The 26,121-nt window shown below is 60.9% G+C and carries 24 protein-coding genes; 9 read left to right on the forward strand and 15 right to left on the reverse strand.

Features of this window, described 5'->3' with window-relative positions; translation table 11 throughout:
* Window positions 1-1,266, reverse strand: coding sequence for a CapA family protein (locus tag ACZ5J0_RS10675; RefSeq protein ID WP_464094720.1), 1,266 nt, complete (start codon window positions 1,264-1,266; stop codon window positions 1-3).
* A 73-nt stretch (window positions 1,267-1,339) separates the two neighbouring features.
* On the opposite strand from ACZ5J0_RS10675, the gene ACZ5J0_RS10680 reads away from it, so the two are divergent.
* Window positions 1,340-3,409 (forward strand): M3 family metallopeptidase, encoded by a 2,070-nt coding sequence (locus ACZ5J0_RS10680; RefSeq protein ID WP_464093092.1) that lies wholly within the window; start codon window positions 1,340-1,342, stop codon window positions 3,407-3,409.
* Window positions 3,410-3,413: 4 nt separating this feature from the next.
* Here the strand turns inward: ACZ5J0_RS10680 and pdxS are convergent, their stop codons facing one another.
* From pdxS to ACZ5J0_RS10715, 7 genes are all read right to left on the reverse strand, one after another.
* Window positions 3,414-4,340 (reverse strand): pyridoxal 5'-phosphate synthase lyase subunit PdxS, encoded by a 927-nt coding sequence (gene pdxS / locus ACZ5J0_RS10685; RefSeq protein ID WP_017197521.1) that lies wholly within the window; start codon window positions 4,338-4,340, stop codon window positions 3,414-3,416.
* A 255-nt stretch (window positions 4,341-4,595) separates the two neighbouring features.
* Window positions 4,596-5,225 carry a phosphatidylinositol phosphate synthase gene (gene pgsA, locus ACZ5J0_RS10690; RefSeq protein ID WP_142939052.1) on the reverse strand — a complete coding sequence of 210 codons (630 nt, stop codon included), beginning with the start codon at window positions 5,223-5,225 and terminating at the stop codon, window positions 4,596-4,598.
* Window positions 5,215-5,808 carry an HIT family protein gene (locus tag ACZ5J0_RS10695; RefSeq protein ID WP_166840592.1) on the reverse strand — a complete coding sequence of 198 codons (594 nt, stop codon included), beginning with the start codon at window positions 5,806-5,808 and terminating at the stop codon, window positions 5,215-5,217. Before ACZ5J0_RS10695 ends, pgsA begins: the two co-directional genes overlap by 11 nt.
* Before the next feature lie 18 nt (window positions 5,809-5,826).
* Window positions 5,827-7,836, reverse strand: coding sequence for a threonine--tRNA ligase (gene thrS / locus ACZ5J0_RS10700; protein ID WP_142939050.1), 2,010 nt, complete (start codon window positions 7,834-7,836; stop codon window positions 5,827-5,829).
* A 151-nt stretch (window positions 7,837-7,987) separates the two neighbouring features.
* Window positions 7,988-11,488 carry a DNA polymerase III subunit alpha gene (locus tag ACZ5J0_RS10705; RefSeq protein WP_464093093.1) on the reverse strand — a complete coding sequence of 1,167 codons (3,501 nt, stop codon included), beginning with the start codon at window positions 11,486-11,488 and terminating at the stop codon, window positions 7,988-7,990.
* Window positions 11,489-11,492: 4 nt separating this feature from the next.
* The gene (locus tag ACZ5J0_RS10710; RefSeq protein ID WP_464093094.1) at window positions 11,493-11,837 is read right to left on the reverse strand and encodes a DUF6504 family protein; all 345 of its coding nucleotides are present in this window, start codon (window positions 11,835-11,837) and stop codon (window positions 11,493-11,495) included.
* Window positions 11,838-11,916: 79 nt separating this feature from the next.
* On the reverse strand, window positions 11,917-12,972 hold the full coding sequence (locus ACZ5J0_RS10715) for an FAD-dependent monooxygenase (protein WP_223940401.1): 1,056 nt from the start codon (window positions 12,970-12,972) through the stop codon (window positions 11,917-11,919).
* A gap of 58 nt (window positions 12,973-13,030) precedes the next feature.
* Here ACZ5J0_RS10715 and ACZ5J0_RS10720 point away from each other — a divergent pair, with 58 nt between their 5' ends.
* Both ACZ5J0_RS10720 and ACZ5J0_RS10725 read left to right on the forward strand, forming a co-directional pair.
* Window positions 13,031-13,567 (forward strand): TetR/AcrR family transcriptional regulator, encoded by a 537-nt coding sequence (locus ACZ5J0_RS10720; RefSeq protein ID WP_142939046.1) that lies wholly within the window; start codon window positions 13,031-13,033, stop codon window positions 13,565-13,567.
* Between the two features lie 46 nt (window positions 13,568-13,613).
* Window positions 13,614-14,003, forward strand: a complete 390-nt coding sequence (locus tag ACZ5J0_RS10725) for a hypothetical protein (protein ID WP_014921999.1) — start codon at window positions 13,614-13,616, stop codon at window positions 14,001-14,003.
* Window positions 14,004-14,033: 30 nt separating this feature from the next.
* Here the strand turns inward: ACZ5J0_RS10725 and ACZ5J0_RS10730 are convergent, their stop codons facing one another.
* Window positions 14,034-14,780 (reverse strand): SOS response-associated peptidase, encoded by a 747-nt coding sequence (locus ACZ5J0_RS10730; protein WP_238703412.1) that lies wholly within the window; start codon window positions 14,778-14,780, stop codon window positions 14,034-14,036.
* 168 nt (window positions 14,781-14,948) lie between these two features.
* Between ACZ5J0_RS10730 and ACZ5J0_RS10735 the strand changes: the two genes are divergently transcribed.
* From ACZ5J0_RS10735 to ACZ5J0_RS10745, 3 genes are all read left to right on the forward strand, one after another.
* Window positions 14,949-15,206 (forward strand): mycoredoxin, encoded by a 258-nt coding sequence (locus ACZ5J0_RS10735; protein ID WP_018777778.1) that lies wholly within the window; start codon window positions 14,949-14,951, stop codon window positions 15,204-15,206.
* A gap of 142 nt (window positions 15,207-15,348) precedes the next feature.
* The gene (locus ACZ5J0_RS10740; protein WP_142939044.1) at window positions 15,349-16,434 is read left to right on the forward strand and encodes an S-(hydroxymethyl)mycothiol dehydrogenase; all 1,086 of its coding nucleotides are present in this window, start codon (window positions 15,349-15,351) and stop codon (window positions 16,432-16,434) included.
* Window positions 16,431-17,069 carry an MBL fold metallo-hydrolase gene (locus ACZ5J0_RS10745; protein ID WP_142939043.1) on the forward strand — a complete coding sequence of 213 codons (639 nt, stop codon included), beginning with the start codon at window positions 16,431-16,433 and terminating at the stop codon, window positions 17,067-17,069. Before ACZ5J0_RS10740 ends, ACZ5J0_RS10745 begins: the two co-directional genes overlap by 4 nt.
* 36 nt (window positions 17,070-17,105) lie before the next feature.
* Here the strand turns inward: ACZ5J0_RS10745 and ACZ5J0_RS10750 are convergent, their stop codons facing one another.
* From ACZ5J0_RS10750 to ACZ5J0_RS10760, 3 genes are read right to left on the reverse strand one after another with little or no spacing between them, the layout of a single operon-like run.
* On the reverse strand, window positions 17,106-17,855 hold the full coding sequence (locus ACZ5J0_RS10750) for a lipoate--protein ligase family protein (RefSeq protein ID WP_142939042.1): 750 nt from the start codon (window positions 17,853-17,855) through the stop codon (window positions 17,106-17,108).
* Window positions 17,855-18,658 carry a thioesterase family protein gene (locus ACZ5J0_RS10755; RefSeq protein ID WP_223940403.1) on the reverse strand — a complete coding sequence of 268 codons (804 nt, stop codon included), beginning with the start codon at window positions 18,656-18,658 and terminating at the stop codon, window positions 17,855-17,857. The genes ACZ5J0_RS10750 and ACZ5J0_RS10755 overlap by 1 nt, the downstream gene beginning before the upstream one ends.
* 31 nt (window positions 18,659-18,689) lie before the next feature.
* Window positions 18,690-19,178 carry a DedA family protein gene (locus ACZ5J0_RS10760; protein ID WP_464093095.1) on the reverse strand — a complete coding sequence of 163 codons (489 nt, stop codon included), beginning with the start codon at window positions 19,176-19,178 and terminating at the stop codon, window positions 18,690-18,692.
* A 78-nt stretch (window positions 19,179-19,256) separates the two neighbouring features.
* Here ACZ5J0_RS10760 and ACZ5J0_RS10765 point away from each other — a divergent pair, with 78 nt between their 5' ends.
* A complete protein-coding gene (locus ACZ5J0_RS10765) occupies window positions 19,257-20,246 on the forward strand; it encodes a hypothetical protein (protein WP_464093096.1) in 990 nt (329 codons plus the stop codon).
* On the opposite strand, the gene ACZ5J0_RS10770 is transcribed toward ACZ5J0_RS10765, so the two are convergent.
* Window positions 20,243-21,745, reverse strand: a complete 1,503-nt coding sequence (locus ACZ5J0_RS10770; RefSeq protein ID WP_464093097.1) for an FAD-dependent oxidoreductase — start codon at window positions 21,743-21,745, stop codon at window positions 20,243-20,245. The genes ACZ5J0_RS10765 and ACZ5J0_RS10770 overlap by 4 nt on opposite strands.
* Before the next feature lie 67 nt (window positions 21,746-21,812).
* Complete coding sequence (locus ACZ5J0_RS10775; RefSeq protein WP_142939037.1) at window positions 21,813-22,304, reverse strand: DNA alkylation repair protein; 492 nt, start codon at window positions 22,302-22,304, stop codon at window positions 21,813-21,815.
* 60 nt (window positions 22,305-22,364) lie between these two features.
* Between ACZ5J0_RS10775 and ACZ5J0_RS10780 the strand changes: the two genes are divergently transcribed.
* The gene (locus tag ACZ5J0_RS10780; RefSeq protein WP_142939036.1) at window positions 22,365-23,453 is read left to right on the forward strand and encodes a PDDEXK nuclease domain-containing protein; all 1,089 of its coding nucleotides are present in this window, start codon (window positions 22,365-22,367) and stop codon (window positions 23,451-23,453) included.
* A gap of 18 nt (window positions 23,454-23,471) precedes the next feature.
* On the opposite strand, the gene ACZ5J0_RS10785 is transcribed toward ACZ5J0_RS10780, so the two are convergent.
* Window positions 23,472-24,455 (reverse strand): dienelactone hydrolase family protein, encoded by a 984-nt coding sequence (locus ACZ5J0_RS10785; RefSeq protein ID WP_464093098.1) that lies wholly within the window; start codon window positions 24,453-24,455, stop codon window positions 23,472-23,474.
* 140 nt (window positions 24,456-24,595) lie between these two features.
* Here ACZ5J0_RS10785 and ACZ5J0_RS10790 point away from each other — a divergent pair, with 140 nt between their 5' ends.
* Entirely contained in the window at window positions 24,596-26,089 is a 1,494-nt protein-coding gene (locus ACZ5J0_RS10790) for an HNH endonuclease (RefSeq protein WP_464093099.1), read from the forward strand.
* The last annotated feature ends 32 nt before the right edge of the window (window positions 26,090-26,121 follow it).

The raw sequence follows: 26,121 nt of genomic DNA on the forward strand, positions 1-26,121 counted from the left end.
CTACTTTTCCTTGGTGATCAGCAGTTCGTGCGCTCCCGCGGTGGCTGCTCCCATGGACTCTACAACCGCTTTGGTTCGCTGGTGGGTTGCGGCATCGGCCGCAGGGGTCGCGCAGACCCCTTGTGGTGCGTCGCTGGCTACGGAACACCATCGATAGGGGTCCCGAACAATAACCGAGGGGGCCCATGCGAGGTCAGAAGCAGTCCATACACCTGAGGTGTTTTGACTGAATTGTGCCCTGACCAATAGTCCCTCGTTGTTCACGACGTACCACGGTGACAATTCAGTGACACCATTGCCGAGCCCGTACACAATCCACGTGCCTTTGTAGTTCTCGATCGGCAGCACCGAGTGCGTGTGGTGGCCGTAGATCATGGTGAACTGGCCGCTGTCCACCAACGCGTGCGCAACCTCCTGCTGCTGGGCATTGGCTTCGCTGGCGTACTCGTCGCCGGCGTGCATGACTCCCAGGACGATGTCGGCCCCAAGGGCCTTGGCTTGTTTTGCCTTCGCGATCATTGCCGCCGGATCCAGCTCGTCAACCAGCCAAGGGTATTCCGGGATCTGACCATTGTGGCCATACGTTCCAATAATCACGGCCACTTTGGCGGCGTCCGTCTGGAGCATGAGTATCTCCTTGGATGCCGCCTCCGTCCGGTAGGAACCGGTGTGCTTTAGGCCCGCTGCGTCCAGGGCGTCCAGCGTCCGGAGCAAACCTTCGGTGCCGCGGTCAATGGTGTGATTGCTGGCCGTCGTGCAGGCCTTGTATCCAACATCCTTTGAGGCCGTAATGATTTGCGGCGGTACGTTGAAGGACGGGTAGGCAGAGAACGGCCCATCCGGACCAGCCACGGGTGTTTCCTGGTGGCAAATGGCGAGGTCGCTGTTGCGAATGTAGCGTCGTTGTCCTTCGAGAAGCGGGACGAAAGTGTAGCCGGGCTGACCCGCCGCAGCTGCGTCAGCTCTCGCTTGTTGCCAGAGCTGGGTATGAACCAGCATGTCACCTGTCACCGTGATGGAGGTGCAGCGGAGCTCCGGACAGGCGGGGCCTTTGCCCGGGGTGGGGTTTGGTGCCGGAGTGCGCGTCGGACTGGGTGTCTGGGCAGCAGGGGCCGAGGCGCCGGTGCTGCGTTCAGCGTCATCGTTTTCTGCAAGAACGCCGCAGGCGCTCAGGGACAGGGCTAGAGCAATACCGCTCACCACGAGTGCCGCCCTGTGAGTACGGAACCGTCCCCCGGAAAATGTGATCTTGCCCATGACTTTCATCCTACGGCGCTGGCCCGACGCATCCGGGCGTGCCGCTCTTGAGGACACGATTCTTACGTGAAAGAGTCACTTCATGACCAACCCACTCTTGAGCCCCAGCCATCTGCCCTATGGGCTTCCGCCCTTCGCCGGCATTTCGGCCGAGCATTACTCCCAGGCCGTAGAGGAGGGTTTGAGCGCACATCTGGATGAAATCGCCAGCATCACGAACAACCCGGAGCCCGCCACCCTGGAAAACACAGCCGTGGCCATGGAACGGTCAGGACAACTGCTCAGCAGGGCTGCCGCAGCCTTCTTCACACTGGTTTCCGCTGATGCTTCGGACGCCATCAAAGCGCTGGAAACAGAGCTGTCCCCCAAACTGTCAGCACATCAAGACGCGGTTTACATGAATCGCGGACTCTATGAGCGATTCGCCGCAATCGACACAGCAGGATTGGATGCGGAGTCGTCCCGGCTGGTGCAGGAGTACCTCAAAGAGTTCCGGCAGTCAGGCATCCAGCTCGATGCCGCCGGACAACACCGCCTGCGTGAAGTCAACGCCGAGCTCTCACGATTGGGCACTGAATTTGGCCAACGCGTCAAAGAGGCCATGAAGTCTGCCGCCCTTCTCCTGAACGACGCCGAGGAGCTGGCAGGGCTGCCGGCTGAAGCGATCACCGGCGCCGCGGAAGCAGCCAGGAATGCGGGGCATGACGGTAAGTACTTACTGACCCTGATCCAGCCCAGCAACCAACCCGCTTTGGCGTCCTTGGAAAACCGGGCCATCCGCCGTCGGCTTTACGAAGCATCCCTGGCACGCGGCACCGATGGCGGCGCCTTGGACGTTCGTGACCTGGTGAAGGCCACTGCCCGATTGCGGGCTGAGAAGGCGGCGCTCTTGGGATTTGCCAACTTTGCTGAGCTGGTGATTGACCAGCAGACGGCACCCGGGTTCAGTGAGGTCAAGGCAATGCTGGCTCGGCTGGCCCCCGCAGCCGTGAGGAATGCCGAATCGGAGGCGGAGGCTTTAGCGGAAGTCGCCGGCCACGAACTTGAGCCGTGGGATTGGGCGTACTACTCTGCCCGGGTTCGCAAGGAAAAGTTTAAGGTGGATGAACAGGCTCTCCGCCCCTTTTTCAGCCTCGATGCTGTGCTCAACGACGGAGTATTCCATGCTGCGACACAACTCTTCGGGGTGACTTTCCATGAGCGCGATGATTTGGAAGGCTATCACCCTGACGTCCGCGTCTGGGAGGTCCGACATGAAGACGGCAGCGGGCTGGGCCTCTTCCTGGGCGACTACTACACCCGTGAGTCAAAGCGCGGAGGTGCCTGGATGAATTCCCTTGTAGAACAATCCAGCCTGCTGGGAACCCGTTCCGTGGTGATCAACAACCTCAACATCACCAAACCGGCACCGGGTGAGCCCACGCTCTTGTCCTTGGACGAAGTCCGTACAGTTTTCCATGAGTTCGGCCACGCGCTTCACGGCCTGTTTTCCGACGTGACCTATCCGCGGTTCTCCGGGACGTCCGTACCTCGGGACTTTGTGGAGTATCCGTCCCAGGTCAACGAAATGTGGATCATGTGGCCCGAGGTCCTGGCCAACTATGCTCGCCACTATTCCACGGGGGAGGCACTCCCCCCTGACACCGTGGACAATCTCAACGAGTCCTTGCTATGGGGAGAAGGGTTTGCGACCACCGAATACCTCGGGGCCGCACTTCTGGACGTGGCCTGGCACGTGCTGTCCGAGTCCGAAGTTCCGCAGGACGTTCTCGCCTTCGAAACCAAGGCGCTGGCTGATGCGGCGATCGTGCACCCGCTGATCCCGCCGCGGTACCGCACCGGGTATTTCCAACACATCTTCGCCGGTGCGGGGTATGCAGCGGGCTACTACTCCTACATTTGGAGCGAGGTTCTGGACGCCGACACTGTGGAGTGGTTCAAGGAACACGGTGGCCTCACACGCGCGAACGGCGATCACTTCCGATCAGAGCTGCTTTCCCGGGGCAACAGCCGCGATCCCCTGGAGTCGTTCCGCGCCTTCCGGGGCCGCGACGCAGAGCTGGGACCCCTCCTGAAGCGCCGCGGACTGGAGGAGAACGACGCCGGGCCGGTCACCTTGGAAGGTGACCGGCCCGGCGTCGTACTACTTTAGCTGTTTACCAGCCGCGCTCTGCGAGGCGGTGGGGCTGGGGGATGTCGTCGACGTTGATGCCGACCATGGCTTCGCCCAGGCCGCGGGAGACCTTGGCGATGACGTCGGGGTCGTCGTGGAACGTGGTGGCCTTCACGACGGCGGCGGCGCGCTCTGCCGGGTTGCCGGACTTGAAGATACCGGAACCGACGAACACACCGTCCGCGCCGAGCTGCATCATCATCGCAGCATCAGCCGGGGTGGCGATGCCGCCGGCGGTGAACAGCACCACGGGGAGTTTGCCGGTGGCGGCAACTTCCTTGACCAGCTCGTACGGGGCCTGCAGTTCCTTGGCCGCAACGTACAGCTCGTCCTCGGGCAGGGCGGCGAGTTTGGCGATCTCGGAGCGGATCTTGCGCATGTGCCCGGTGGCGTTGGAAACATCGCCGGTGCCGGCTTCGCCCTTGGAACGGATCATGGCCGCGCCCTCGTTGATGCGGCGCAGGGCCTCACCAAGGTTTGTGGCACCACAAACGAAGGGAACGGTGAAGTTCCACTTGTCGATGTGGTTGATGTAGTCGGCCGGGGTCAGGACCTCGGACTCGTCGATGTAGTCAACACCGAGGGACTGCAGGACCTGGGCTTCGACGAAGTGGCCGATGCGGGCCTTGGCCATGACCGGGATGGACACGGCGGCGATGATCGCATCGATCATGTCCGGATCGGACATGCGGGACACGCCGCCCTGGGCGCGGATATCGGCCGGGACACGCTCGAGAGCCATGACGGCCACGGCACCGGCATCTTCGGCGATGCGAGCCTGCTCGACGTTAACGACGTCCATAATGACGCCGCCCTTGAGCATCTCCGCCATGCCCCGCTTAACGCGGCTGCTGCCCGTGACGCTGTTCGCGGACGAACCGGCTTCGTTGCTTACATCTGGTGTAGACACAAAAACCCCTATGGGTAGATAAACGACCTTTTTGCCGGAGGCACGCGCAGCCACACGACCGCAATCAGCGCACACCGGGTTTCAGGTCAAGGTGACCAAGTACTAGTAATAGTAGTCGCACCTTGCATGCTGGCAGTACATTCATTACCACCTTGGAGGGCAACACAACGGGCTGTGGTAGGTCAAGTGCACAACTGCGGCCCAGCGACTCTGGTCGGTTGCCAGTTCCACACGTGAGCTATAGTTCTCTGGCCTTTACGCCGGCGCAGTGCCATCGGCTTCGGCCATGGCTTGCCGCCGGACGGTGGACATGCGCTGAACAATGGTGATGACACTCGCCAGGGCCAGGAGCACCAGGGTCCCGAATAACACCACCGGTGGGAGACCCAATCCCGTAAGCCCGGTGATGAGCAATACTGATGCCAAACGTTCCGCGCGTTCGGCGATTCCCACGCTCGCCTGGTAGCCCAAGGACTCGGCTTTAGCCCGGGCATAGGAAACAACCATGCCGAGTACCAGGCAGATGACGGCGGCAGTACCAATAGCAGGATCTTCACCTCCGGTGAAATACCAGATGGTGAGGCCTGCAAAGATCGCACCATCGGCGAGCCTGTCCAAGGTGGAATCCAGAAAATTACCCCAGCCACCGCTGCGGCCCTGCAGCCTCGCCATGATGCCATCGACGACGTCCGAGAAGGCGAAGAAGGCGACCACCACAGAGCCCCACCATAGGAAGCCCAGCGGGTAGAGGACGAGTCCGCCCAAAATCACCCCTAGGGTCCCGGCAATAGTCACGGCGTCCGGAGACACACCGATCCTCAGGAGCCAACGCGCTAAAGGAGTGAAAAGTGAAGTGAAGAAGCCGCGCGCATGCCTATTGAGCATTCGACTCCCCCGGCCAGGCTTCAGCCACAAGCTTGCGGACCTCATCGAGTGTCTGCGTGATGGCTTTGGTCTGGGCGATGATCGGGAAGAAGTTTCCGTCCCCGCCCCACCGAGGAACCACGTGCTGGTGCAGATGCGCGGCGATGCCGGCACCCCCTGTCACCCCTTGGTTCATGCCCAGGTTGAAGCCGCTCGGATTTGAAACCTTCCGTAACACGCGCATAGCGGTCTGAGTGAGGTCGGCGAACTCGGCGGTTTCTTCCACGGTGATGTCTGTGTAATCGGGAACGTGCCGGTAGGGGCAGATCAAGAGATGACCCGGGTTGTAGGGGAACAGGTTCAGGACGACGTAACAGGTCCGCCCGCGGTGGACGATCAGGGATTCCTCATCTGAGCGCGTGGGTCCTACACAGAACGGGCAGTCGTCCTTGTTCTTGAATTGATCCTGCCCGCCCTTGATGTAAGCCATCCGGTGTGGAGTCCACAGGCGCTGAAACGCGTCCGGTACGCCGGCCAATCCGAAGTCATCGGTTACGTCGGCATCACCCGGAAGGCCAGCTGCCGCGCCTGTGTTCTCCTGCACCGTCTGTGTTCCGTTCCGTCAGCTCTCGCGGTTCTTAACGGCGTCAACGATCCGGCGGACCGCCTCGGCCACGGGCACGCCGTTGTCCTGGCTGCCATCCCGGAAGCGGAATGACACGGCACCGGCCTCGGCGTCCTCACCGCCGGCAATCAGGACGAACGGGATCTTGTCCTTGCTGGCTGTACGAATTTTCTTGGGGAACCGGTCAGAGGAGATGTCCACCTCGGCACGGATGCCCGCTGCCTTGAGTTGGCCGACGACGTCGAACATGTAGTCATTGAAGGTCTCGGCCACAGGAATGCCAACTACCTGGACAGGAGCGAGCCAAGCCGGGAACGCTCCGGCGTAGTGCTCGGTGAGCACACCCATGAAGCGTTCCACCGAACCGAACAGTGCCCGGTGGATCATGACAGGCCGCTGGCGTGTGCCGTCGGCCGCCTGGTACTCCAGTTCGAAGCGCTCCGGCAGGTTGAAGTCCAGTTGAATGGTGGACATCTGCCAGGTCCTGCCAAGGGCATCCTTTGCCTGGACGGAGATCTTGGGGCCATAGAATGCTGCTCCACCCGGATCCGGAACGAGTTCCAGACCCGAGGCTGCGGCGACCTCGGAAAGAGTGCGCGTGGCTTCCTCCCACGCGGCGTCGTCGCCAACGAACTTCTCTTCGTTCTTGGTGGAAAGCTCCAAGTAGAAATCATCCAGCCCGTAGTCCTTGAGCAGGCCCAGAACGAAGTTCAGCGTGGTGGTGAGCTCGTCCTTCATCTGCTCGCGGGTGCAGTAGATGTGGGCGTCGTCCTGTGTCATGCCGCGGACGCGGGTCAGCCCGTGCACAACGCCGGACTTCTCGTAGCGGTATACCGATCCGAATTCGAACAGGCGCAGCGGAAGTTCGCGGTAAGAGCGCCCCCGGGAACGGAAGATCAGGTTATGCATGGGGCAGTTCATCGGCTTCAGGTAGTAATCCTGCGCCGGCTTCCGCACTGTGCCGTCTTCGTTGAATTCGGCGTCCACCTGCATCGCCGGGAACATGCCGTCCTTGTACCAGTCAAGGTGGCCGGAGACCTCATAGAGGTGGCCTTTGGTGATGTGGGGTGTGTAGACGAACTCGTATCCGGCGTCCACGTGGCGCTGGCGGGAGTAATCCTCCATGGCCTTGCGGATGATTCCGCCCTTGGGGTGGAAGACAGGAAGGCCCGAGCCCAGTTCGTCGGGGAAGGAAAAGAGGTCAAGTTCCACGCCGAGCTTGCGGTGGTCGCGTCGCTCTGCTTCGGCGATGCGTTCCTGGTATGCCTTGAGGGCTTCCTTGGTGGGCCACGCCGTGCCGTAAATGCGCTGCAGTTGCTGGTTGTTCTGGTTGCCCAACCAGTACGCAGCTGAAGAGCGGGTCAACGCGAAGGCGTTGGCGATGATTTTGGTGTTCTGCAGGTGCGGTCCGCGGCAAAGATCGCACCAGATGCTCTCGCCGCTCTTGCGATCCACATTGTCGTAAATCGTGATGTCGCCGGCACCGACCTCAACGTTGACGCCCTCAGCGGCGTCGCTTGCATCGTTCTTCTTGCCCAGCAACTCAAGCTTGTAGGGCTCATTGGCCATCGCCACGCGGGCTTCGTCTTCAGTGACAACACGGCGAACGAATTTCTGGTTCTGGTTGATGATTTTTTGCATCATCTTTTCCAGCGTGCGCAGGTCTTCCGGGGTAAACGGATCAGCAACGTCGAAGTCGAAGTAGAAGCCGTCAGTGATGTAGGGACCGATGCCGAGCTTGGCGTCGGGGCGCAACTGCTGCACAGCCTGTGCCATGACATGGGCCGTGGAATGGCGAAGAACGTTGAGTCCATCAGGGGAATCGATGGTGACGCCCTCGACGTTTGCACCCTCGGTGAGGACCTGGTCAAGGTCCTTGAGTACACCATTGACACGGGCTACAACGACGTCGCGGCGCTCGAAGAAGAGTTCCGCGCCGGTAGTCCCTTCCGTCACCTTGGTCTCTTCGCCATCGACGATGAGGGTGATCTGTTGGGCATCTGACACGGGTGTCTCCTATTCATAGTTAAGGCTTCATAGCTTGTGGCGTACGGGGACCACAGCCAGCCACCGTCAATCGTATCCGCTGCAGCGAAGGTGGCCAAAGCAGCGCGCCGGGGCTAAATCAGGCTACTCAAGGCAGGGTTGTGCCAAGGTTTCAGCTTCCCAGACCAGTAATGGCAAGGTTCCTGGAAATACCGTGGAGCGGCCCATGGTGGGTGTATCCATCAGGTAGCCCGGTTTCGGCGGGGAGAAGCTCGGCATAAGGCAACGCTTCCGGACGGCTGAGGTCCCAGGCTTTGCTGGCACTGAGGCTGATTCCTTTGGGGCCGGTCCTTCTGGTGGTCCCCCGGATAAGCAGGAGGCGGGTACCAAACAACAGAGGCCCGGAGTCTTCCTGAGCCTCATGGAAGAAGACCGAATCCACGCAGCCAGTACCGTCATCGATGCTGATGAAGACAACGCGACGCCCGCCACGCATGGGCGGGGTTTGAGTGGCAATTCGGACCCCTGCTACCAGGACTTCGGTCCCGTTGCGCAAGCCCAGGAGCTTGTCTGCCGTGGTGACCCCCAATTTGTCCAAGAGTGGCCGATGACTTTCCATCAGATGTTCGCTGACATCCACCGCCATGAGATCAAGTTCTGCCCTGACGTTATCCACCATGGTTGGCTCAGGAAGCTCAGGAGCAAGGTTTCTCAGTTCAACATCGCCCAGCGCAAAGGACAGCTGCCCTTCTATGACATCGGGGGCCTTCTTGGAGGGGCTGCTTTGGAGCGCTTGCAGATGGTGCACAAGGTCAGCACGGTTCGCAGTTCCTCCGGAGTCCTTATGCAAAGCATCAAAGGCGCCCAGCTGGGCCAGTCTTTTGATGTTCGGTTTACTGACCCGCGCCCGCGCCCTCAGGTCTGCCAGGGAATCGAAAGGTTGCCCGGCAACGATCCTCTTGAGTTCCACTCCTGAAAGCCCGTAAATACCAGTCAGGCTCAAGCGGATGCCCAGCTTTCCCTGATCCGAGCCATGATGGATTTTCTCCACCCTGTATTCAGCCTTGCTCCTGTTGATATCCAAAGGCAGGATGGGGATCCCCAGCCTGCGCGCTTCAGCGACCAACAGCCGTTTGGGATACATCCCGGGATCGTGTTCCCACAATCCAGCAAGAAAGGCCTCGGGATGATGGGCCTTGAGCCAGGCTGACTGATAGGTAGGTACGGCAAATGCAGCACCGTGGGCTTTGCAGAAGCCAAAACTACCGAAGGCTTTCAGGGTCCCCCAAACTTTATCCACCACTTCTGGAGGGTATTTTTTGATTGCTTCCCGTCGGAAGTACTTTTCTACTCCCGGCTCATGTACTTCGTCGCCCAGGGCTCGACGAAATTCGTCGGCCCTGTCCAAGCCGCAATTGGTCATAACGTGGAAGGTTTTCAAAATCTGCTCATGGAAAACCGTGACCCCGTGCGTTTCCTGGAGAACTGGCTTGAGGTCCGGGTGGGGGTAAATCTCAGGAGCAAACCCATGGCGATGCTCCAGGAAGGGCCGCACCATGTCCGACTTCATGGGTCCAGGCCGGAAAAGAGAGATATCGATGATCAGGTCATTGAATTCCCGGGGAGCCATTTTTCCGATGAGTTCACGCTGCCCCGGGGACTCGATCTGGAAGCAACCAAGTGTGTGGGTACTACGTATCAGCTCAAAGGTGGCCTGATCGTCGAAAGGGACGGCATTGAGGTTAATCCTGCCGTCATGAGCAATGTAGTCGGGACCATTCCCGCCCGGCTCCACGGGGTGCTTACCCGCTGCGACAACCTCAGCTTTGGAAGGATGAAGCCGAATCACTTCCCGGACCGCAAAGGCCATGGCACTTTGCATGCGCACTCCCAGGACATCCAGCTTTAGCATGCCCATGGGGTCCATATCGTGTTTATCGAACTGGCTCATGGGCAGACCCAAACCGCTGGGTTGGACCGGAGTTCTATCCAGGAGGGTGGCATTTCCCAAAATCACTCCGCAAGGGTGCATGGAAATATGCCGGGGCAAGCGATCCAGCCTTTCTGTAAGATCCACCAGCAAATCCAGCTGCTGGTTCTCCTCCAGGGCTCCTCGTTCCACCCGCCCCGCAAAATCCCGAAGCTCCGGCTTCTCCACCAGGGCTTCACGGAATTTGCGCGCAGAGAATCTCCACAGCTGCTTGGCAATTTCGCCCACTTCTTCGTCAGGCATCCCCAGTGCCATGCCCGCATCCCGCACTGCACCACGTGCCCTGTACCCGTTTTGCATGCTCATCAGGGTGACTCGTTCAGCCCCGAAGCGGTCAAAAATCTTTCGGTAGACGTTATGCCTTTCAGCACTTTCCACATCAATGTCGATATCAGGCAGGGTGGACCGCCGGCCGGAGAGAAAACGTTCAAAAATAAGGTCGTGGCGTATCGGGTCAACCTGACTGATATCGATCAAGTAGTTGACCAGACTTGACGCGCCGGATCCCCTTGCAGCAACACGGACACCCATATCGAGGATCATTGTGGTGACCTCTGCCACGGTGAGGAAGTACGAAGCAAAACCGAGTCCGGCAATGATTTCCAGCTCATGCTCCAACCGCGAGCGCAGGTTTTTTTCCAGGTTTCCGTTGATGCCTGGGAACCGTCTGTTGATTCCTGCTTCACAGCGTTGGGTGAGTTCAACCATGGGGTCTGCGGTGATGCCGATGATGGAGGCTTCAGGGACTACCGGCTTCTTCCAACCCATGTCGAGAATGGGGTCGATGCGGCATTTGTCGGCGAGCGCTTCTGTGTTTGCGAGGAGTTTGGTGAGGTCGGCTTTCCCCTGGCCCGCGGCGTTCATGATTTCTTTGCCGAGTTGGTGCATTTGTTGCGGGGTCTTCAGCCATCCCTGCCCTGTTGGCTGGAGGAGGGGTTCAGTTGAGAGTTCCGGAAGGGATTTGAGGGTGCGTGCGGAGTCGAGTACATCTGCAGTGGCGGCGCCGTCCTGGGCGCAGTAGCGGACGGCGTTGCTGAGTATTGCGGGGGTGTTGAATTCGAGGGCGAGTTTGAGCATGCGTACGGCGTGGGCTGTGCTGAGTGGCTGTCCGGGGGCGCTGAGGTGGGAAACGACTTCGGCCACCATGGTGCCGGGGGGCATGGCGTCGATCCATTGTTTGAAGAGGGTTCTGGGCTTGAGGTATTTGCGTCCGCCCATGGCCCGGCCTACGTCGGAGTCGGGCCCTACGAGTACGGTGAGGACTGGTTTGAGGGTTTTGGGGTCCAGGGTTCTGGAGGCGAGTTCGCCTCGGGTGACCGCAGGTGGGATTGCTCCCCCGGCTTTCCCGGAGGTGCGCGCGTGGGCGTCGGATATGAGGCGGCACAGTGCCCTGTATCCGGCGCCGTTGTTGTTTCCGTGGGCGAGTACGACGACGCGGCCCGCCACTTGGGTGCGGTGGTCGCCGTCGTCGTCGAATACGGCCAGGTCTACTCCGACGATGGGGTGGATGCCTGCGTCCATGCATGCTTTGAGGTGTTTGATAGTGCCATACAGGCCGTCACGGTCGGTACAGGCGAGAGCTGTGGCTCCGTCTGCTGCGGCGGCTTGGGCGAGTTCTTCGGGCCAGGAGACGCCGTAGTGTGCGCTGAAGGCTGTGGAGACGTGCAGATGGGTGAAGCTCAAGGGTTCACGCTGCTTCGTCGGGTTCTACTGCACGTGATGGTGCGGCGTCATGGATGCGCAGGAGTCTCCACCGTCCGCTGCCCAGGTGCCGGACCAGATCGAGGGTGATGCAGTGGCTGGTTTCCGGTTCAGCGGAAGAAGGCAGCAGTTGTACCCGCCAGATCTCGTGGTCAACCAGGCCGGCTCCGCTTCCCAGGGGTGCACGGCTTTCTTCAAGCCACCATTGCCGGCGCTCGTACCAGCGAACGGGTTCGTTGGTGACGGTGTACTGCGTTCCTTTCCAGTGGACTTCCTGCGGCTGGCCGGTGTCCGTGCAGCTCACGCCTACTGACTCGCTGAACAGCCCCATGCCTTCACCTCTTACGCCGGAATAATGATTCGAAAGTATGTTCGAATAATTTCAGTTTACGCCGACGCCCTGACAAAACCTAGTTCGAAGTTGATGCCCTTTCCCGGGTTCGCGATACTCGCTTTCCAACTTGCTTGAGCAAGGCGTCTCGCCATGGTTGTGCACCCTGGGCGAGGGCGACAGTCCCCATGAGGGAAGAAGCAACCCGGAGTAGTTGCGTGCGCATGATGCGCTTCCTGCCATAGGCTGCGAGCGCCTTTTCACTGGGCAGCCCATTTAGAAGTTTGCCCAGTGTCACTGCATCGATCAGCGCTTCACAGGCGCCCCGCCCCAGGTTTGGTGTCATGGCGTGGGCGGCATCCCCTATCAACACAACGTTTCCCTGCGAGTATTTGATCAGGGGAGGGCAGATCCAGATGCGTTGGGCAAGCGTGGTGTCCAGCCTGGCCTTTGCGAGTACTTCCTGTACGGCGCTCGCGTGGTTTGCGTAGCGGTTTCGTGTCACTTCGAGGGCTTCTGCGACGTCTACTTTGTCCGGCCCCAGGTCTGAGCGGAATGAAGCGTACCAGTTGCTTCCGCCCTCAGCTGGCGCCAAGCCGAATATCTCGCCACGCCCCCAGTATTCGCCGATGTCCTCCGGGAGCGGGGTTCCGGGGATGACTCCCCTGACGGCCAGGAATGGTGTTGGCCTTGCTTCGCTCTGCGGGCCTCTGAAGTGCCGCCGGACAATGCTGTTGACGCCATCTGCGCCCACGGTCAGCCCGGCAGTACCCGGCAGCTTGTCCACTCTGGCTACTGCCCGGCTCACGGAACGAGGCACTGCCGTGTCCAGCAGCCTCAGGAGTTCGGGCCGGGATATTCCAAGGAGGCCTTCACCTTCCATGGACAGCAGGGGTTCTCCCGAGGGGCGGCGGAGGGCGCCGGTTTTGATCTTGGCTCCGCGACTCCGTGCAGCTCCGAGTATCCCCAGCTCTGAGAGCGCGCGTTGGGCTTCCGGCCACATGGCGAGGGTTGTTCCAACAGTGGGGAGTTCGGGGCGCTGCTCGTAGATGGTGACGTCGAACTTGCCGGGGTCCAGTATTCCTGCGAGCGCCAGCCCGGCGATCCCTCCACCAATGATGTCCACCTTTTCCATGGGTTCACAGTACTACTACATTTGTAGTGCCGGTAGGGGTTGAAGCTAGACTTTCGCCATGCCGGACCGCCGAAGTGAACTAGCCGACGCCGCCCTCGCCGTCGTTGCTGCCAAGGGACTCAAAGGACTCACGCACAGGGCCGTCGACGCCCAAGCAGGTGTCGCCGTCGGAACTACCTCGAACTATTTCCGCAACCGGGCAGCACTCATGGGGGCCGCCGTCGACCGCGTTGAAGAACGTGACCGCCTCCTGCTGCAGCAGGGTGGAACGGACATCCCGACGTCGGTAGCCGACTTGGCGGATCAGATCGCCGGAGCAGTCATGGGACTCGCGCACCAGAACGCCGAACTGACCCGCGCCAGGTTCGCCTTTGCCCTAGACCAGCCAGGTGTTGTCACTGCCGGGCACGAGCGGCTGGTATCAGCCTTGGCGCAATTGCTCGACGCCATGGGCATATCTGAAGCACGCAGCCGGGCGGAAGCAATCTCCGACTACAGCGACGGGCTCGCCCTTCACCTGCTGACCGCGAGGACGGGGCAGGACCTTGACACAGCCACAGTGGCGCGCAACATCCTGCGTCTGTTGGAGGGATGAAAGTCAAGGGGTGGACGGCAGCCGGTCCACAGAGCAGGATTGTGGCATGAGCACCAATGATGCACTCCTGAAGCAGGTCAACATCTCGGCCGAAGACGACAACCTCGTGGCAAGGTTCGAAATCGATGGCAACATACCAGGCTCCGGCGCTTACGTCGTGGGCCTTGTTGCTGCCAGCGAGGACTATTCCTCACAGCGCAGGCTCGGCATAGAGTTCATGAACGGAGAGGCGATTTCCTTCTATTCGTTCAACCACTCCCTCAGTGCCGAGGAGAACTACGACATCAAAGGCGTAGAGCATTCCGGCAACGTCATCACAGGGAATTTTCCGATGTCTGCCATCCACGGGCTTAGCAAAGGCCACGTCATGACAGGCTTCAGCGAAGCCGATGGCCGGGAGTTCCAATCCGGCGTGCCCGTCACCGAAGCTCTGTAGGTCCTGGACGCTTTGTAGTTCCTGTAGTTCCTAGAAGAGAGCTTCCACCGGTTCAATGAGTTCCGGTGAGTTATTGCGGACATTTCCCACCGCTGCGCCCACAGCGTCCAACCTCCACCCGGCCGCGGCGTCGTGCGCCTTGGAGCGGACCAGATCCACCAACCCTTGAGCGTCCTTCTCCCTCGGATCCAACCACGCTTCCATCGTCTCAGTGCTCATCGGCAAGGGAACGCGGTCATGGAGGGCAGTCAGTTCGTCAAACACCGAGGCACTGCGCCGGGTCTTGGCCTCATCCGCCGTTGGGGTATCGGCAGTCAGGATGGACATGGACAGCAACCAACGCCCCGGATCATCATCGGATGCAGACTGGTCACGCCACCACTCATACAAGCCTGCAAAGACCAAACCGTGGCCATCCCCCGGGTGCACATAATACGGTTGCTTGTTCTTACCCTCGCCCTTCTTCCATTCGTAATAACCGTCTGCCGGAACTGCGCAACGCCTGGCAACGGCGGCCTTCTTGAAGGACGGCTTTTCCAACAGCGTCTCGCTTCGAGCGTTGATAAGCCTGGCACCAGCCTTGGGATCCTTCGCCCATGATGGCACCAGACCCCACTTCGCCACATGGAGCTGCCGCTTCACGTCCTCGTCAATCAGCCTCTCCAAAACAATAGGAACGGCATCGGTCGGAGCCACATTCCACGACTTCTCCAGCGCAATCTCGTTCTCAAGTTCGGCGTCAAAATCAGCGAGGAGGTCCCCCACCGCACGAGCCATTACATAACGTCCACACATGGCAACAGTCTGCCCTCTCCTCGGACAACGCACCAGCACCGGCATGTGACGTAACCCGGCCCTGCTGCCGAACGGGAATTATTCGGACGCGGGTTACCGTTGTTACCGACGAACCACCCTGCATTAACAACCCATACTGAGGAGAGCTCTGTGGACTTCACTCCCGACTCCGGCACCATCACCATGTTCTCGACCACCTGGTGCGGTTATTGCAACCGCCTCAAAAAGCAGCTGGACGCCAAGGGCATCGGCTACACCGAGATCAACATCGAAGAAGTAGATGGCACGGCCGAACTCGTCGAGCAGCTCAACGGAGGCAACCGCACCGTACCCACCGTGCTTTTCCCTGACGGAACCGCGGCCACCAACCCGTCCGCTTCCGAGGTGGAGAGCCGACTGGCCGCATAGTCTGCCACACCACCGCTGTTGGGCCCGCACGGAACAATCCCACTCTGTCTGCCACCTGTGATAGACAGAATGGGAATCCGTAGCGGGCCCTTTTTGCACCACAGAAAGGACCCGCGCCCCAAAAGCCCGAAGGGAACATCCCATGGTCCACGCAGTCAAAGGTGTCGTCGTCCGCTCCAAAGGCGCCCCCGCAACCCTGGAAACCATCCTCGTCCCGGAACCCGGCCCCGGCGAAGCCTTGGTGGACATCCTCACCAGCGGCGTCTGCCACACCGATCTCCACTACAAACTCGGCGGCATCAGCGACGACTTTCCGTTCCTCCTCGGCCATGAAGCCACCGGCGTTGTCAGCGCAGTAGGCCCCGACGTCACAGACGTAGCCCCGGGCGACCGTGTCGTCCTGAACTGGCGTGCAGTCTGCGGCAACTGTCGCGCATGCAACCGCGGCCAAGCCCAGTACTGCTTCAACACCCACAACGCCACCCAAAAAATGACCCTCGAAGACGGCACGGAACTCTCACCGGCCCTCGGCATCGGCGCGTTCATCGAAAAGACCCTGGTCGCCGCCGGCCAATGCACCAAGGTAGACCCCGACGCCGATGCCGCCGCCGTCGGCCTGCTCGGCTGCGGCGTCATGGCAGGTTTGGGCGCAGCGCTCAACACCGGCAACGTCAAGCGAGGCGACTCCGTTGCTGTGATCGGCTGCGGAGGAGTGGGCGTAGCAGCCATCGCCGGCGCCGCGCTCGCAGGGGCCACCACCATCATTGCCGTCGACATCGACGCAAAGAAGCTCCAGCGTGCCAAGGACCTCGGCGCAACCCACACCGTGGACTCATCCGCAGCGGACCCCATCGAGGAAATCCGGGCCTTGACAGCCGGCTTCGGCGCAGACGTGGTGATTGACGCCGTCGGACGTCCCGAAACTTATAAGCAGGCGTTCTACGCCCGCGACCTCGCAGGCACCGTTGTCCTGGTTGGTGTCCCCACACCGGAGATGACCTTGGAACTGCCGCTGCTGGATGTCTTCGGCCGCGGCGGTTCACTCAAATCCTCATGGTATGGCGACTGCCTGCCCTCCCGTGACTTCCCCATGCTCGTGGACCTGTATAAGCAGGGCAAACTGGACCTGGACGCCTTCGTTACAGAGCGCATCACCATCGACCAGGTGGAAGAGGCGTTCGACAAAATGCACGATGGCGCAGTCCTCCGATCGGTGGTTGAACTGTGAGCGCCGGCAACCTCACGATCGATCAGGTAGTAACCTCCGGGACATTCTCCCTCGACGGAGGAACCTGGGACGTGGACAACAACGTCTGGATCATCGGCAACGCCACCGAATGCATCGTCATCGACCCCGCCCACAACCCTGAAGCAATCCGTGCGGCCGTGGGTGGCCGAGACGTCAAAGCCATCCTGCTAACACACGGCCATGACGACCACATCAGTTCCGCAGGTGCTTTCCGGGAGCTCGTCACGGCTCCCATCCACCTGCATCAGGACGATTGGATGCTGTGGAAGGCCGTGTTCCCCCACGTTGACCCTGATGTGGCGATCGTGGACGGTGACGAGTTCACCGTGGCCGGCGCAACGGTGAAAGCGATCCACACTCCCGGACACTCTCCAGGATCCGTTTCGTTCCACCTTGCAAGCGAAGAGACACTCTTCAGCGGAGACACGCTCTTCCAAGGCGGACCCGGTGCGACCGGACGGTCCTACAGCGATTTCCCCACCATCATCGAGTCCATCCGGACAAAGCTCCTGCCACTACCGGAGGAAACCGTGGTCCGCACGGGACACGGCGATTCCACCACCATCGGCGCAGAGAAGCCGCACCTGGATGAATGGATCGCCCGCGGGCACTGACACCAAGCGCAAATAGTGGGGTACGGGCTGACGCCCCTACCCCACTAGGCTGCGGAAGTCGCCGTCGAGAACTTCCGCGTACCCGCGGTAAGCCTCAACAACGGCATCCTCCACCGACTGAACATCCAGGTGCGGGAGCAGGTCATTGGCCGCACCAGCAGTGGCAGGATCCCACTCCAACCCAAGCGCCGCGTAGCTCGCCGCCAGGACTTCACGAATGGGCTTGGAATCCTCCACCACAATCACCGAACTAAACAACCACCCGCCGGAAACCACACGTTGGGCTGTACCAATCAGTTTGATGCGGTGTGCAGGGAAATCGGGGTCCTCGCCGTGGACACTAAACTCCCCCGGACAGTATTCACCGGGAATCTCACCGACGGCGGCATGAACGCCTACGCTTCTCAGCGCTCCGGCCAGCAGCTCACCAAACTCGGAAAAACGGGCTTTGGCGCGAACGATCGCGTCAGGGTGAGGCTCAATGTGATCAATGACCAAGGTCCCTTGGTGATAAGCAGCGGCGCGGCCTCCGGCTTTGCGTATGAGCGGCTCGAACCCCAGCTCCCGGCACGCCTCTGCCGCAGCCTGAAACCCTGGCAAGTTGGCGTCGCGCTGACCGAAAGCAACCGTGGGCTGTGGTCGATACAGGCGAAGGGACGGGCCCAGATTTCCGTTACGGGCATGCTGAAGCAGCTCCAAAGCGAAATCAAGGTCCGCAGCCGCACCCATGGATTCCTTCTGGCGGTAGACAGTGAGCTGGCGGGCCTCTGCTTCCAACCCGCTCATCAGCTTTTCCTCAGGGTCAGGATCTGCTCGGCCCGCCCGAAGGGTCCGTTGAGGTCATGGAGCACAGTGGAGGTCAGGCCGATGCCGTCCGCTCCGAAAGAGACCTTGTTATCCAGACCCAGCCATTCACCGGACGGAGCGCGATACATATGGATTTGAAGATCCACGTTAGGAAAAATGTAGCTGTTTTCACCCGGAGGAACGCGTGCGGCTATGCCATTCGCGGTGTCCACCAGCCCCAACAGGCGGGCCACATCGGAGCTGTCGTTGTGGTTCGTCAGCGGATGGGACGTCCGGATCCAAACCTTGCCTGATCCAGGACGGTGTCCCTCAGCGATGCGCATCTCCAAAGACCGGATGTAACCACCGGGCCACACGCTCGCCCCATCCCATGGCTTGCATTCATCAGGGGCCGGCATGGACTCATCCTCCACCGCGGCCACGGCGCTGGTGTCGCTGGTGATCATGCGCCACGCGGCGGCACGGATAGCCACGCGACCCCCTGCCGAAAGCTCTGCCTGAAGGAGTTCAATGGTCCTTCCCGGCCTCAGCGTCGAGGTGGTGACCTGGAATTCACCGCCGGGAATCAGCCCGAGGATTTCATAGCTGATCCGCGCCAGGCGGACGTCGTTCCGTGGCTCATGGCGGACCAAGGCATCTGCGATGATGCCCGACGCCGGAGCCATATGTTGTTCGTGGGGATTCCAGGCACCTTGGGCGTGAAGGGTGGACCGGTAGCGGCCCCCACCCAGTGATTCGTAGTAAAAGTCGCCGTCCGCCAGTTCCGGTAATGCAGTAGTCAACCCAGGCCTTTCGCCGATCCAGCTGTAGAACTCAGACCACTGTATCCGCTGATTTGGCCCTTGCCCGACGCCGACGGAACACAACAACCAACGTAATGGCGGTCACCAGGACCGCCACGCCCACAGCAGCTCCACCAGGTGATGCGGCGGCTACCGCCAACCATGCCTCCAGAGCGGCAAGACCAATGGTTGCGTAGAGCAGGGCCCAGATCACAGAACCCGCCACAGCTGCGGGCAAATATCGTCGGAGTGGCATACGGGCGGCACCGGCTGCGAGGTTAATGGCAGTTTGGAGGCCAACAGTCAGAAAAGACAGTACGACGGCGTACGGGCCCCAGCGCTGGATCAGCGCCTGGGCGCGGGCAGCTTTGGGCCGCTCCAAAGAACCACCGAAGCGGGTATGTGCGAACCCGGCCATGGCCCCCCGCCCGATCCAATAAGTAACGTTGACACGGATCATGACAATCGCGAAGAGCGCTGCGAGTGCGACGCCGAAGGGCAAACTCATGATCTGATCCACTCGACTTAGGCTACCCTAAGCAGCGCTTCGCTGAAGACCAGGTCCCGGACTCCTACGGTCAAACCCTAGGATGATTCCATGGACCTCCGCGACGCCGCCCAGGAGCTGTACGCCGTGACACCTCGTGAATTCACGGCGGAACGTAATGCTCTGGTGCGCAAAGCGAAGGACGCCGGGCAAAAAGACTTGGCTCAAGAGATCGGCAGCCTTCCCAAGCCGGCTGCCGGAGCTTGGGCCATCAACATCCTGGCCGTTCACAAACCCGAGGTAATTGACGGCGTCGTACGTTTTGGCATTTCGTTACGAGGCGCCCAGGAGGAGCAGGACACCGAAGCATTCCGTGAACTCGGGCAGCAACGCCAAAGTCAGCTGACAACAGCCGTCCATTCGGCCAGGGATCTCGCTGCAGAGCTGGGGGCTCCACTGAGCGCGGCCGCAACGTCCGATGTTGAGCAGACTTTCAGGGCGGCCATGGCCGATGCCGGGGCAGCCGCCGCGGTACGAACGGGCAGGCTGGTCAGGGGGCTCAGCGGCAGCGGCTTCGAAGCAGTGGACCTTGCAGGAGCAATAGCTGCGGCAGGTCCCGATGACGAAGCGCCCGAAGCTACACAAGAGCGATCAGTCGAGAGATCAGTCAAGAAGGGGCCCCCACCACACGCCAAGAGCACTCCGACGTCCCAAGACACTCCGCCCAAGGGGAAGGCACCGCAACAGAAGTCCTCCAAGGAAAAAGCGACGTCTTTGGCCGATCGGCGGGCCGCCAAGCAGCAAGCAGCACTGAAAGAGGCCCGCAGCGAGTTCGACGTCGCCGACCAAACGGCCAGGGAAGCAGAAGCGGCAGCATCCGAAGCGTGGGACACCGTCAATGCACTGGCTGATCGCCGAACCACACTCAAAGCCGACATTGAAGACCTCAAGAAACGTCTGGCAACCCTTGAAGCCGAACTCATTGGAGTCACCCGTGATGCAGAATCCGCGGAATCAGAAAAGAAACGGGCCGTGCGGGCCGCAACCCAGCAACGCCGCGCCGCCGATCAAGCCCAACGGCGCATCGATCGGCTGAGCTAGTCCTTCTTCTTGACCGGCGACTCCTGCAAATGATGGGTTGCAGGACCCTCAAGATATTTGCCCTCGGGGGTGAAGCGCGAACCGTGCAGAGGGCAGTCCCACGATTTTTCGGCATCATTCCACGTCACGATGCCACCCAGGTGTGAGCACCTGGCCGAAACCATGCAAACGTTGCCGTCCACGGTGGACACTGCGGCTGGTTCACCCTTGTACAGCCCCACAACGCCGGTTCCTTCGGCTGGACGCGTTTGATCCGTGATGTCAGGATTGGCCTTGATTCTTGCCCTGTCCTCCACCATTCGCTTGGTGGTGCTCGCGTTCAACCGCACGGCTTGGAGCGCTCCTTGGGGCGAGGTGACGCGGCGATGGATGGTGGTGGCCCAATCGGATTGGCCGCCCAGGATGTCCGAGGTAATGGATAGGGCTGCCGCTACCCCGTTGCTCATCCCCCACTTGTTGTAGCCGGTGCCGAAAAAGATGCGTCCGTGGCCGCGGGGAAGCTTGCCGAAGAACGGCATCAGGTTGGTGGCTTGGTAATCCTGAGCCGACCACGTATGGGTGACTTCGGCTCCGGGGTAGTGCCGGGTGGCCCACCCCAGCAGGTCATCCAAATGCGACTTAGGTGATGCAGCCCGGCCCGCCGTGTGCCCATAACCACCGACCAGGAGCAGCTCTCCCTCGGGTGTAGGGTGGGTGCGCTGCGAGCGGGTAGGTGAATCGATGGACAGATACATGCCCTTCGGAAGATCGCCCGGGACCTTCAACGCAGCCGCATAGGAGCGGTTGGGCTCAAGCTTGGCAAAATACAGTCCGCGGTCCAGGATTGGGGTGCCCGTAGCTATCACCACAGTGTCTGCAGTGAAAGTGCCCTTGCCCGTGGAGACCTCCATAGGCTGCCCGGAAGCTACGTTCTCCACCTGCATGCCCTCGACAATGAGGCCGCCATGGCCTCGAATGTCCCTGGCAAGGGTTTCCAGCACATCCATGGGGTGAATCTGGGCCTGGCCTTCGAGTTCCAAAGCCTCCACTATGGGGAACGGCAGCCCGGCGTCACGGCTGAAGTGGACGTCCAAACCTGCGTCCCGCGAAACCGCAGCCTCCTTGCGGAGCCGCTGGCCGCCGTCGTCCGTGGTTGCGAAGGTGACCGCGGTCCGGCGTTGAAACGGGATGCCCTGCTGCTCCATATACTGCGTCAGCCAGGCTTGGCCGGACTTATTGGCCTCCACATAGGCCTGCACCACCTTCAGCGAATACTGGCCGCGCAAGGCCGAAAGGGCTCCTCCTTGGAGGAGGCTTAACTTACCGGTGGTGTTACCGGTGGTCACAGCGCCGAGTGTCCTGGCTTCGAAGACCACCACGCGCTGCCCGGACCTGGACAACAGCAGGGCAGCCACCATACCGGTGAGCCCCGCGCCCACCACTATGGTGTCAAAGTGCTTTTCTTCGGGAATTGAGTCGGACATGAAGCGGGATTCCCGGTCCAACCACAGCGATTTCATCAACGAACCTGCCTCTCAATTCACTGGCCTGTGGTGAGGCAAAGAGTAGGCGCGTCGTTGGTGCTTATCAAGGGGTCGCGGCGCCTACCACCAAAGCCGCTGCGTGCCGCAGTTCAGCGTCCGGATCAGCGGCCCAGCGCTCCAATACGCGTTCCGCGCGTTCCTTAGCGAGGCCTTCCAACCGGTCCATTAATGGGCGGACCACATCTTTGGCGAGGGGATCCACCAGTTCCCGTGTCCCGGACTGCCTGATGAAACCCTCTATACGGGTGAGGTCCGTGTTGACCAGAACGCTGACTTTGGTCTGCAGCAGAACCACTGCTGCAAGTCGCCTCTCGAACACAGGCTCAGCCCACAACTCCGAGCTCAAGGCAGTAACGTCGTCATGGTCCAGGGTTTTGTACCGCTTGAGCATGTCCCTCACGGTTCCCCGTACTGCGCCCACCGACGCGCCATACACCTTCAAGGTCCCGCCCAAACGCTCACTGGCCTCTGCAGCCTTCTCCCAGGTGGACTCCATCTGCAGTGTGTAGTCCACGAATTCACCGGCTTCACTCACCCGTCTATTTTGTCAGTGCCTTCCCATAGCGTGGTGCCACCAGCAATCGACAGGAGCAACATGCCGTCCCAAGAGCTCGCCACCGAGGCATCATTTCCGGGTGTCCCGGCGGCTTCGTCCATGCCTCACTGGTACCCCACACTGCTCAACACGGTGGCTGACCAGGTCCGCGTCGGCAGGACCCGGGCTCTGGCGGCCGCCAACAGTGAGTTGCTGAACTCCTACTGGAGCATTGGCCGGCAGCTGGCCGAACGTGAATCCGAGCAAGGCTGGGGTGCCAAAGTAGTCACCCGGCTGTCCGCCGACATCCGCACCCGGTTCCCGGACGCGAAGGGCTTCTCCCCCAGGAACCTTCGGTATATGAAGAGCTTCGCGCAGGCGTGGCCTGACTTCCCAATGTTGCAAGCGCCGCTTGCAACATTGCCCTGGTACCACCAGATCGCACTCTTGGAAAAGCTCGACGACGCCGCCACTCGCCTTTGGTACGCATCGGCAGCGGCCCAACACGGTTGGTCGCGCAACGTGCTGACGCACCAGATTTCAACGCGTCTCCATGAGCGATCAGGCCAAGCAATCACCAACTTTGCGGCCACTATGGTCCCTGCAGATTCGGATCTCGCGCAGCAGGCAACCAAGGACCCCTACGTCTTTGACTTTTTGTCCATGAGTGACCGGCACACTGAACGGGACCTGGAGCTGCAGTTGGTGAAGCATGTGGAGAAATTCCTGTTGGAGCTGGGCCAGGGTTTCGCCTTTGTGGGCGAGCAGGTCCGGCTGGAGATTGCCGGCGACGAGTTCTTCGCGGACCTGCTCTTTTACCATCTGAAGTTGCGCTGCTACATGGTGATAGAGCTCAAGGCCGTGAAGTTCGAACCCGGGTTCCTGGGCCAGCTTGGGATGTACATGGCTGCGGTGGACGATCTCCTGGCGCACCCGGACGACAAGCCCACCATCGGACTGCTGTTGTGTAAGGAGAAGAACAGCGTGGTGGCCGAGTACGCACTGCGTGGGTTCAACGCCCCCGTTGGCATCGCAGAGTGGAAAACCTCCATCGCCGATTCCTTGCCGGATGAATTGGTGGCGAGCCTGCCCAGTATTGAGACCTTGGAGGCCGAGCTGGCTAGTGAGGCTGCGCGCTTGCAGCGTTGAGTTCTCGGGCAGGGTCCCCTAGACGTTGTCCTTAAACCAAGCCAGGGTGTCGTTCCAGGCTGCTGTGGCTTGGGCCTCCACGTAGCGTTCACTGGTGTCGTTGTGGAAGGCGTGGTCAACGCCGGGGTACACCTTGAGCTGGTGCTTGACGTTGGTTTTATCCAGCGCCTCTTGGAGTTGAGGCATGGAGCCGGTGATGCGGGCATCCTTCTCGGCGTAGACACCGAACACAGCCGGCTTGAGAGTGGGGACTTTGGCCAAATCCGGTGCGGGCCCATAGAAAGCCGACGTCGCTTTGAGGGCGGGGATGTCTGTGGATGCCTGCCACGTGATGCCACCGCCGAAGCAAAAGCCAACCATCGCGATCCGGCCCTCCTCCACATAACCCTGGCCATTGAGGTACTCAAAGGCGGCTTTAAAGTCACCCACGTGCCTTTGGGCACCCGCCTGCGTCAGAGCGCCCGGGACGGCATCCGGGTCCATCGACGCTGTCCCGCCCTCCCTGCTGAGGAGGTCCAGTGCCAACGCCGCATACCCTTCCTTGGCAAAACGCCGTGCGACATCCTGGATGTGCGGGGTGAGGCCTCTGTTCTCGTGGCAGATCAACACGCCTGGGCCCCTCTGGCTTCCCTCAGGCCGGGCGAGGTAACCGCTGATCTCCGTCCCGCCGGAGTCGAACTTCACTGTGGCAGTAACCAGACCCGCCGCGCCCTCTGGAACGGACAACGGGCTCTTGGCGTTGGGAACCGCGGTAGTGGCGTTCACGGTGTTCCCCGGAGAAGCCGCCGACGACGTGGTCGATGGCGTGGGCATCGGGTCCGTGGTCTTGGGAACCTCCTCCGGCGTGCAACCCACCAAGGCCATGGCCGCCCCTGCAGCCGACATGCTTCCCATGATGAACGCCACCCGCCGGGTGAATGTCTTATGCGACATCTCTCCCGAGCGGTAGTCATCGTAGAACTCTTCGATCAAGTACTTCTCGAACTTCTCCAGCTGCACCACGGCGATCCTCCCGACGATGTGATGATCCTCCCTTGATGTGTAGACGTGAGCAAGGGTGAGATGGTTCAGTGCCGGATCTGTCGCCACCTCCCCGGGAATGACACTCTAATAATGTCAGTGCCCCCTGCCAGAGTTATGACATGGAGCGGATTCGGGAAAGGCAAGTGGAGGCGGCGGTTTCCGCTGCGCGTCTTCCTGCCACCTCCGGAGGGTTCGTTCTGTCGGGCACCGTCAGTGGTGATCTGATCCAGCAGTTGCGGGTGCTTGAAGATATGAAGTCAGCTATCTCGAGTTTGCAGGCCAAGATCGCTGTTGCCTTTGACCTGGCCCAGAGGCAGGAGCAGGCACAGCAAGGCGTTCCCGCCTCTGACCAAGGTAAAGGGGTGGGGGCTCAGGTGGCGTTGGCGAGGCGGGAGTCCCCGAACCGTGGGTCGAGCTTGCTGGGTTTTGCGAAGGCGCTGGTGGTGGAGATGCCCCACACTTTGGCAGCGTTGCGGGCCGGGCTCTTGAATGAATGGCGGGCCACGTTGCTCGTGAAGGAAACGGCGTGTTTGTCTGTTGAGGACCGGTGCGCGGTGGATGAGGAACTCGCCGCCGATACCGGGACTTTTGATGGCAAGGGTGATAAGGCGATTGTTGCGGCGGTGAAGGCTGCTGCGTATCGGCGTGATCCGCGGTCGGTGGTGGGTCGTGCCAGCCGTGCCGCTGCTGAGCGGACGGTGAGTTTGCGTCCGGCGCCGGACACCATGACGTACCTGACGGCGCTGTTGCCGGTAGCTCAGGGGGTGGCGGTTTATGCTGCGTTGTCCCGGGCTGCTGATACTGCCCGTTCCACAGGTGGTGCTGGCACTGGCGGGGGTGTCGGGTCTGGTGGAGTAGCCCCGACCCGTGGCCAGGTCATGGCCGACACTCTGGTTGAACGGGTTACCGGCACGCCGGGTGGGTTTTCTGGGATCAACCTGGATCTTGTCATGACCGACCGGACGCTCTTTCAGGGCGATAGTGAACCGGCCCGGCTCAAGGGATACGGAATCGTCCCGGCAGAGTGGGGAAGGAAACTTCTCGGCCTGGGGCCAAAAGGAAGCTCAGGGCAGGCCGAAAAGTCAGCGCCCGCCGAATGCTCCGTGCCGGTGGCTGACGTCAGGCACGCCGGTCCCGAGCTAACCGCCCCCGCACCAGTGGCAGCCGCACCGCCGACAGCAAACAGCTTAGGAGCAATACAGACATCACAGTCGGCCCAAGACCAGGAGTTCGATGTCTGGCTCCGTCGGCTCTACACCGCGCCGGGCACCGGAGAGCTCCTGGCAACGGATTCCAAGGCCCGGTTCTTCCCGGCAAGGCTGCGGCGATTCATTGAGACCCGTGATGACACTTGCCGGACGCCGTATTGTGATGCGCCCATCCGGCACACAGACCATGTGGTTCCGTGGCGTTCAGGAGGGAAAACGAACCTCGCAAACGGGGCTGGTCTGTGCGAAGCATGCAATCACACCAAGGAAAACCCCGGCTGGACCACCCGTGCAGTACAGGCCGACGTGCACACCCTGGAAATCCGCACCCCCACCGGGCACACCTACCAATCCAAGGCTCCACCCCTACCCGGGCACCAGCCTATGGACGCCGATACCTCCTGAATGATGCAAGTTCTACTGACGCTTGGGGAACA

This window comes from Arthrobacter sp. DualSoilB13, assembly GCF_055389195.1.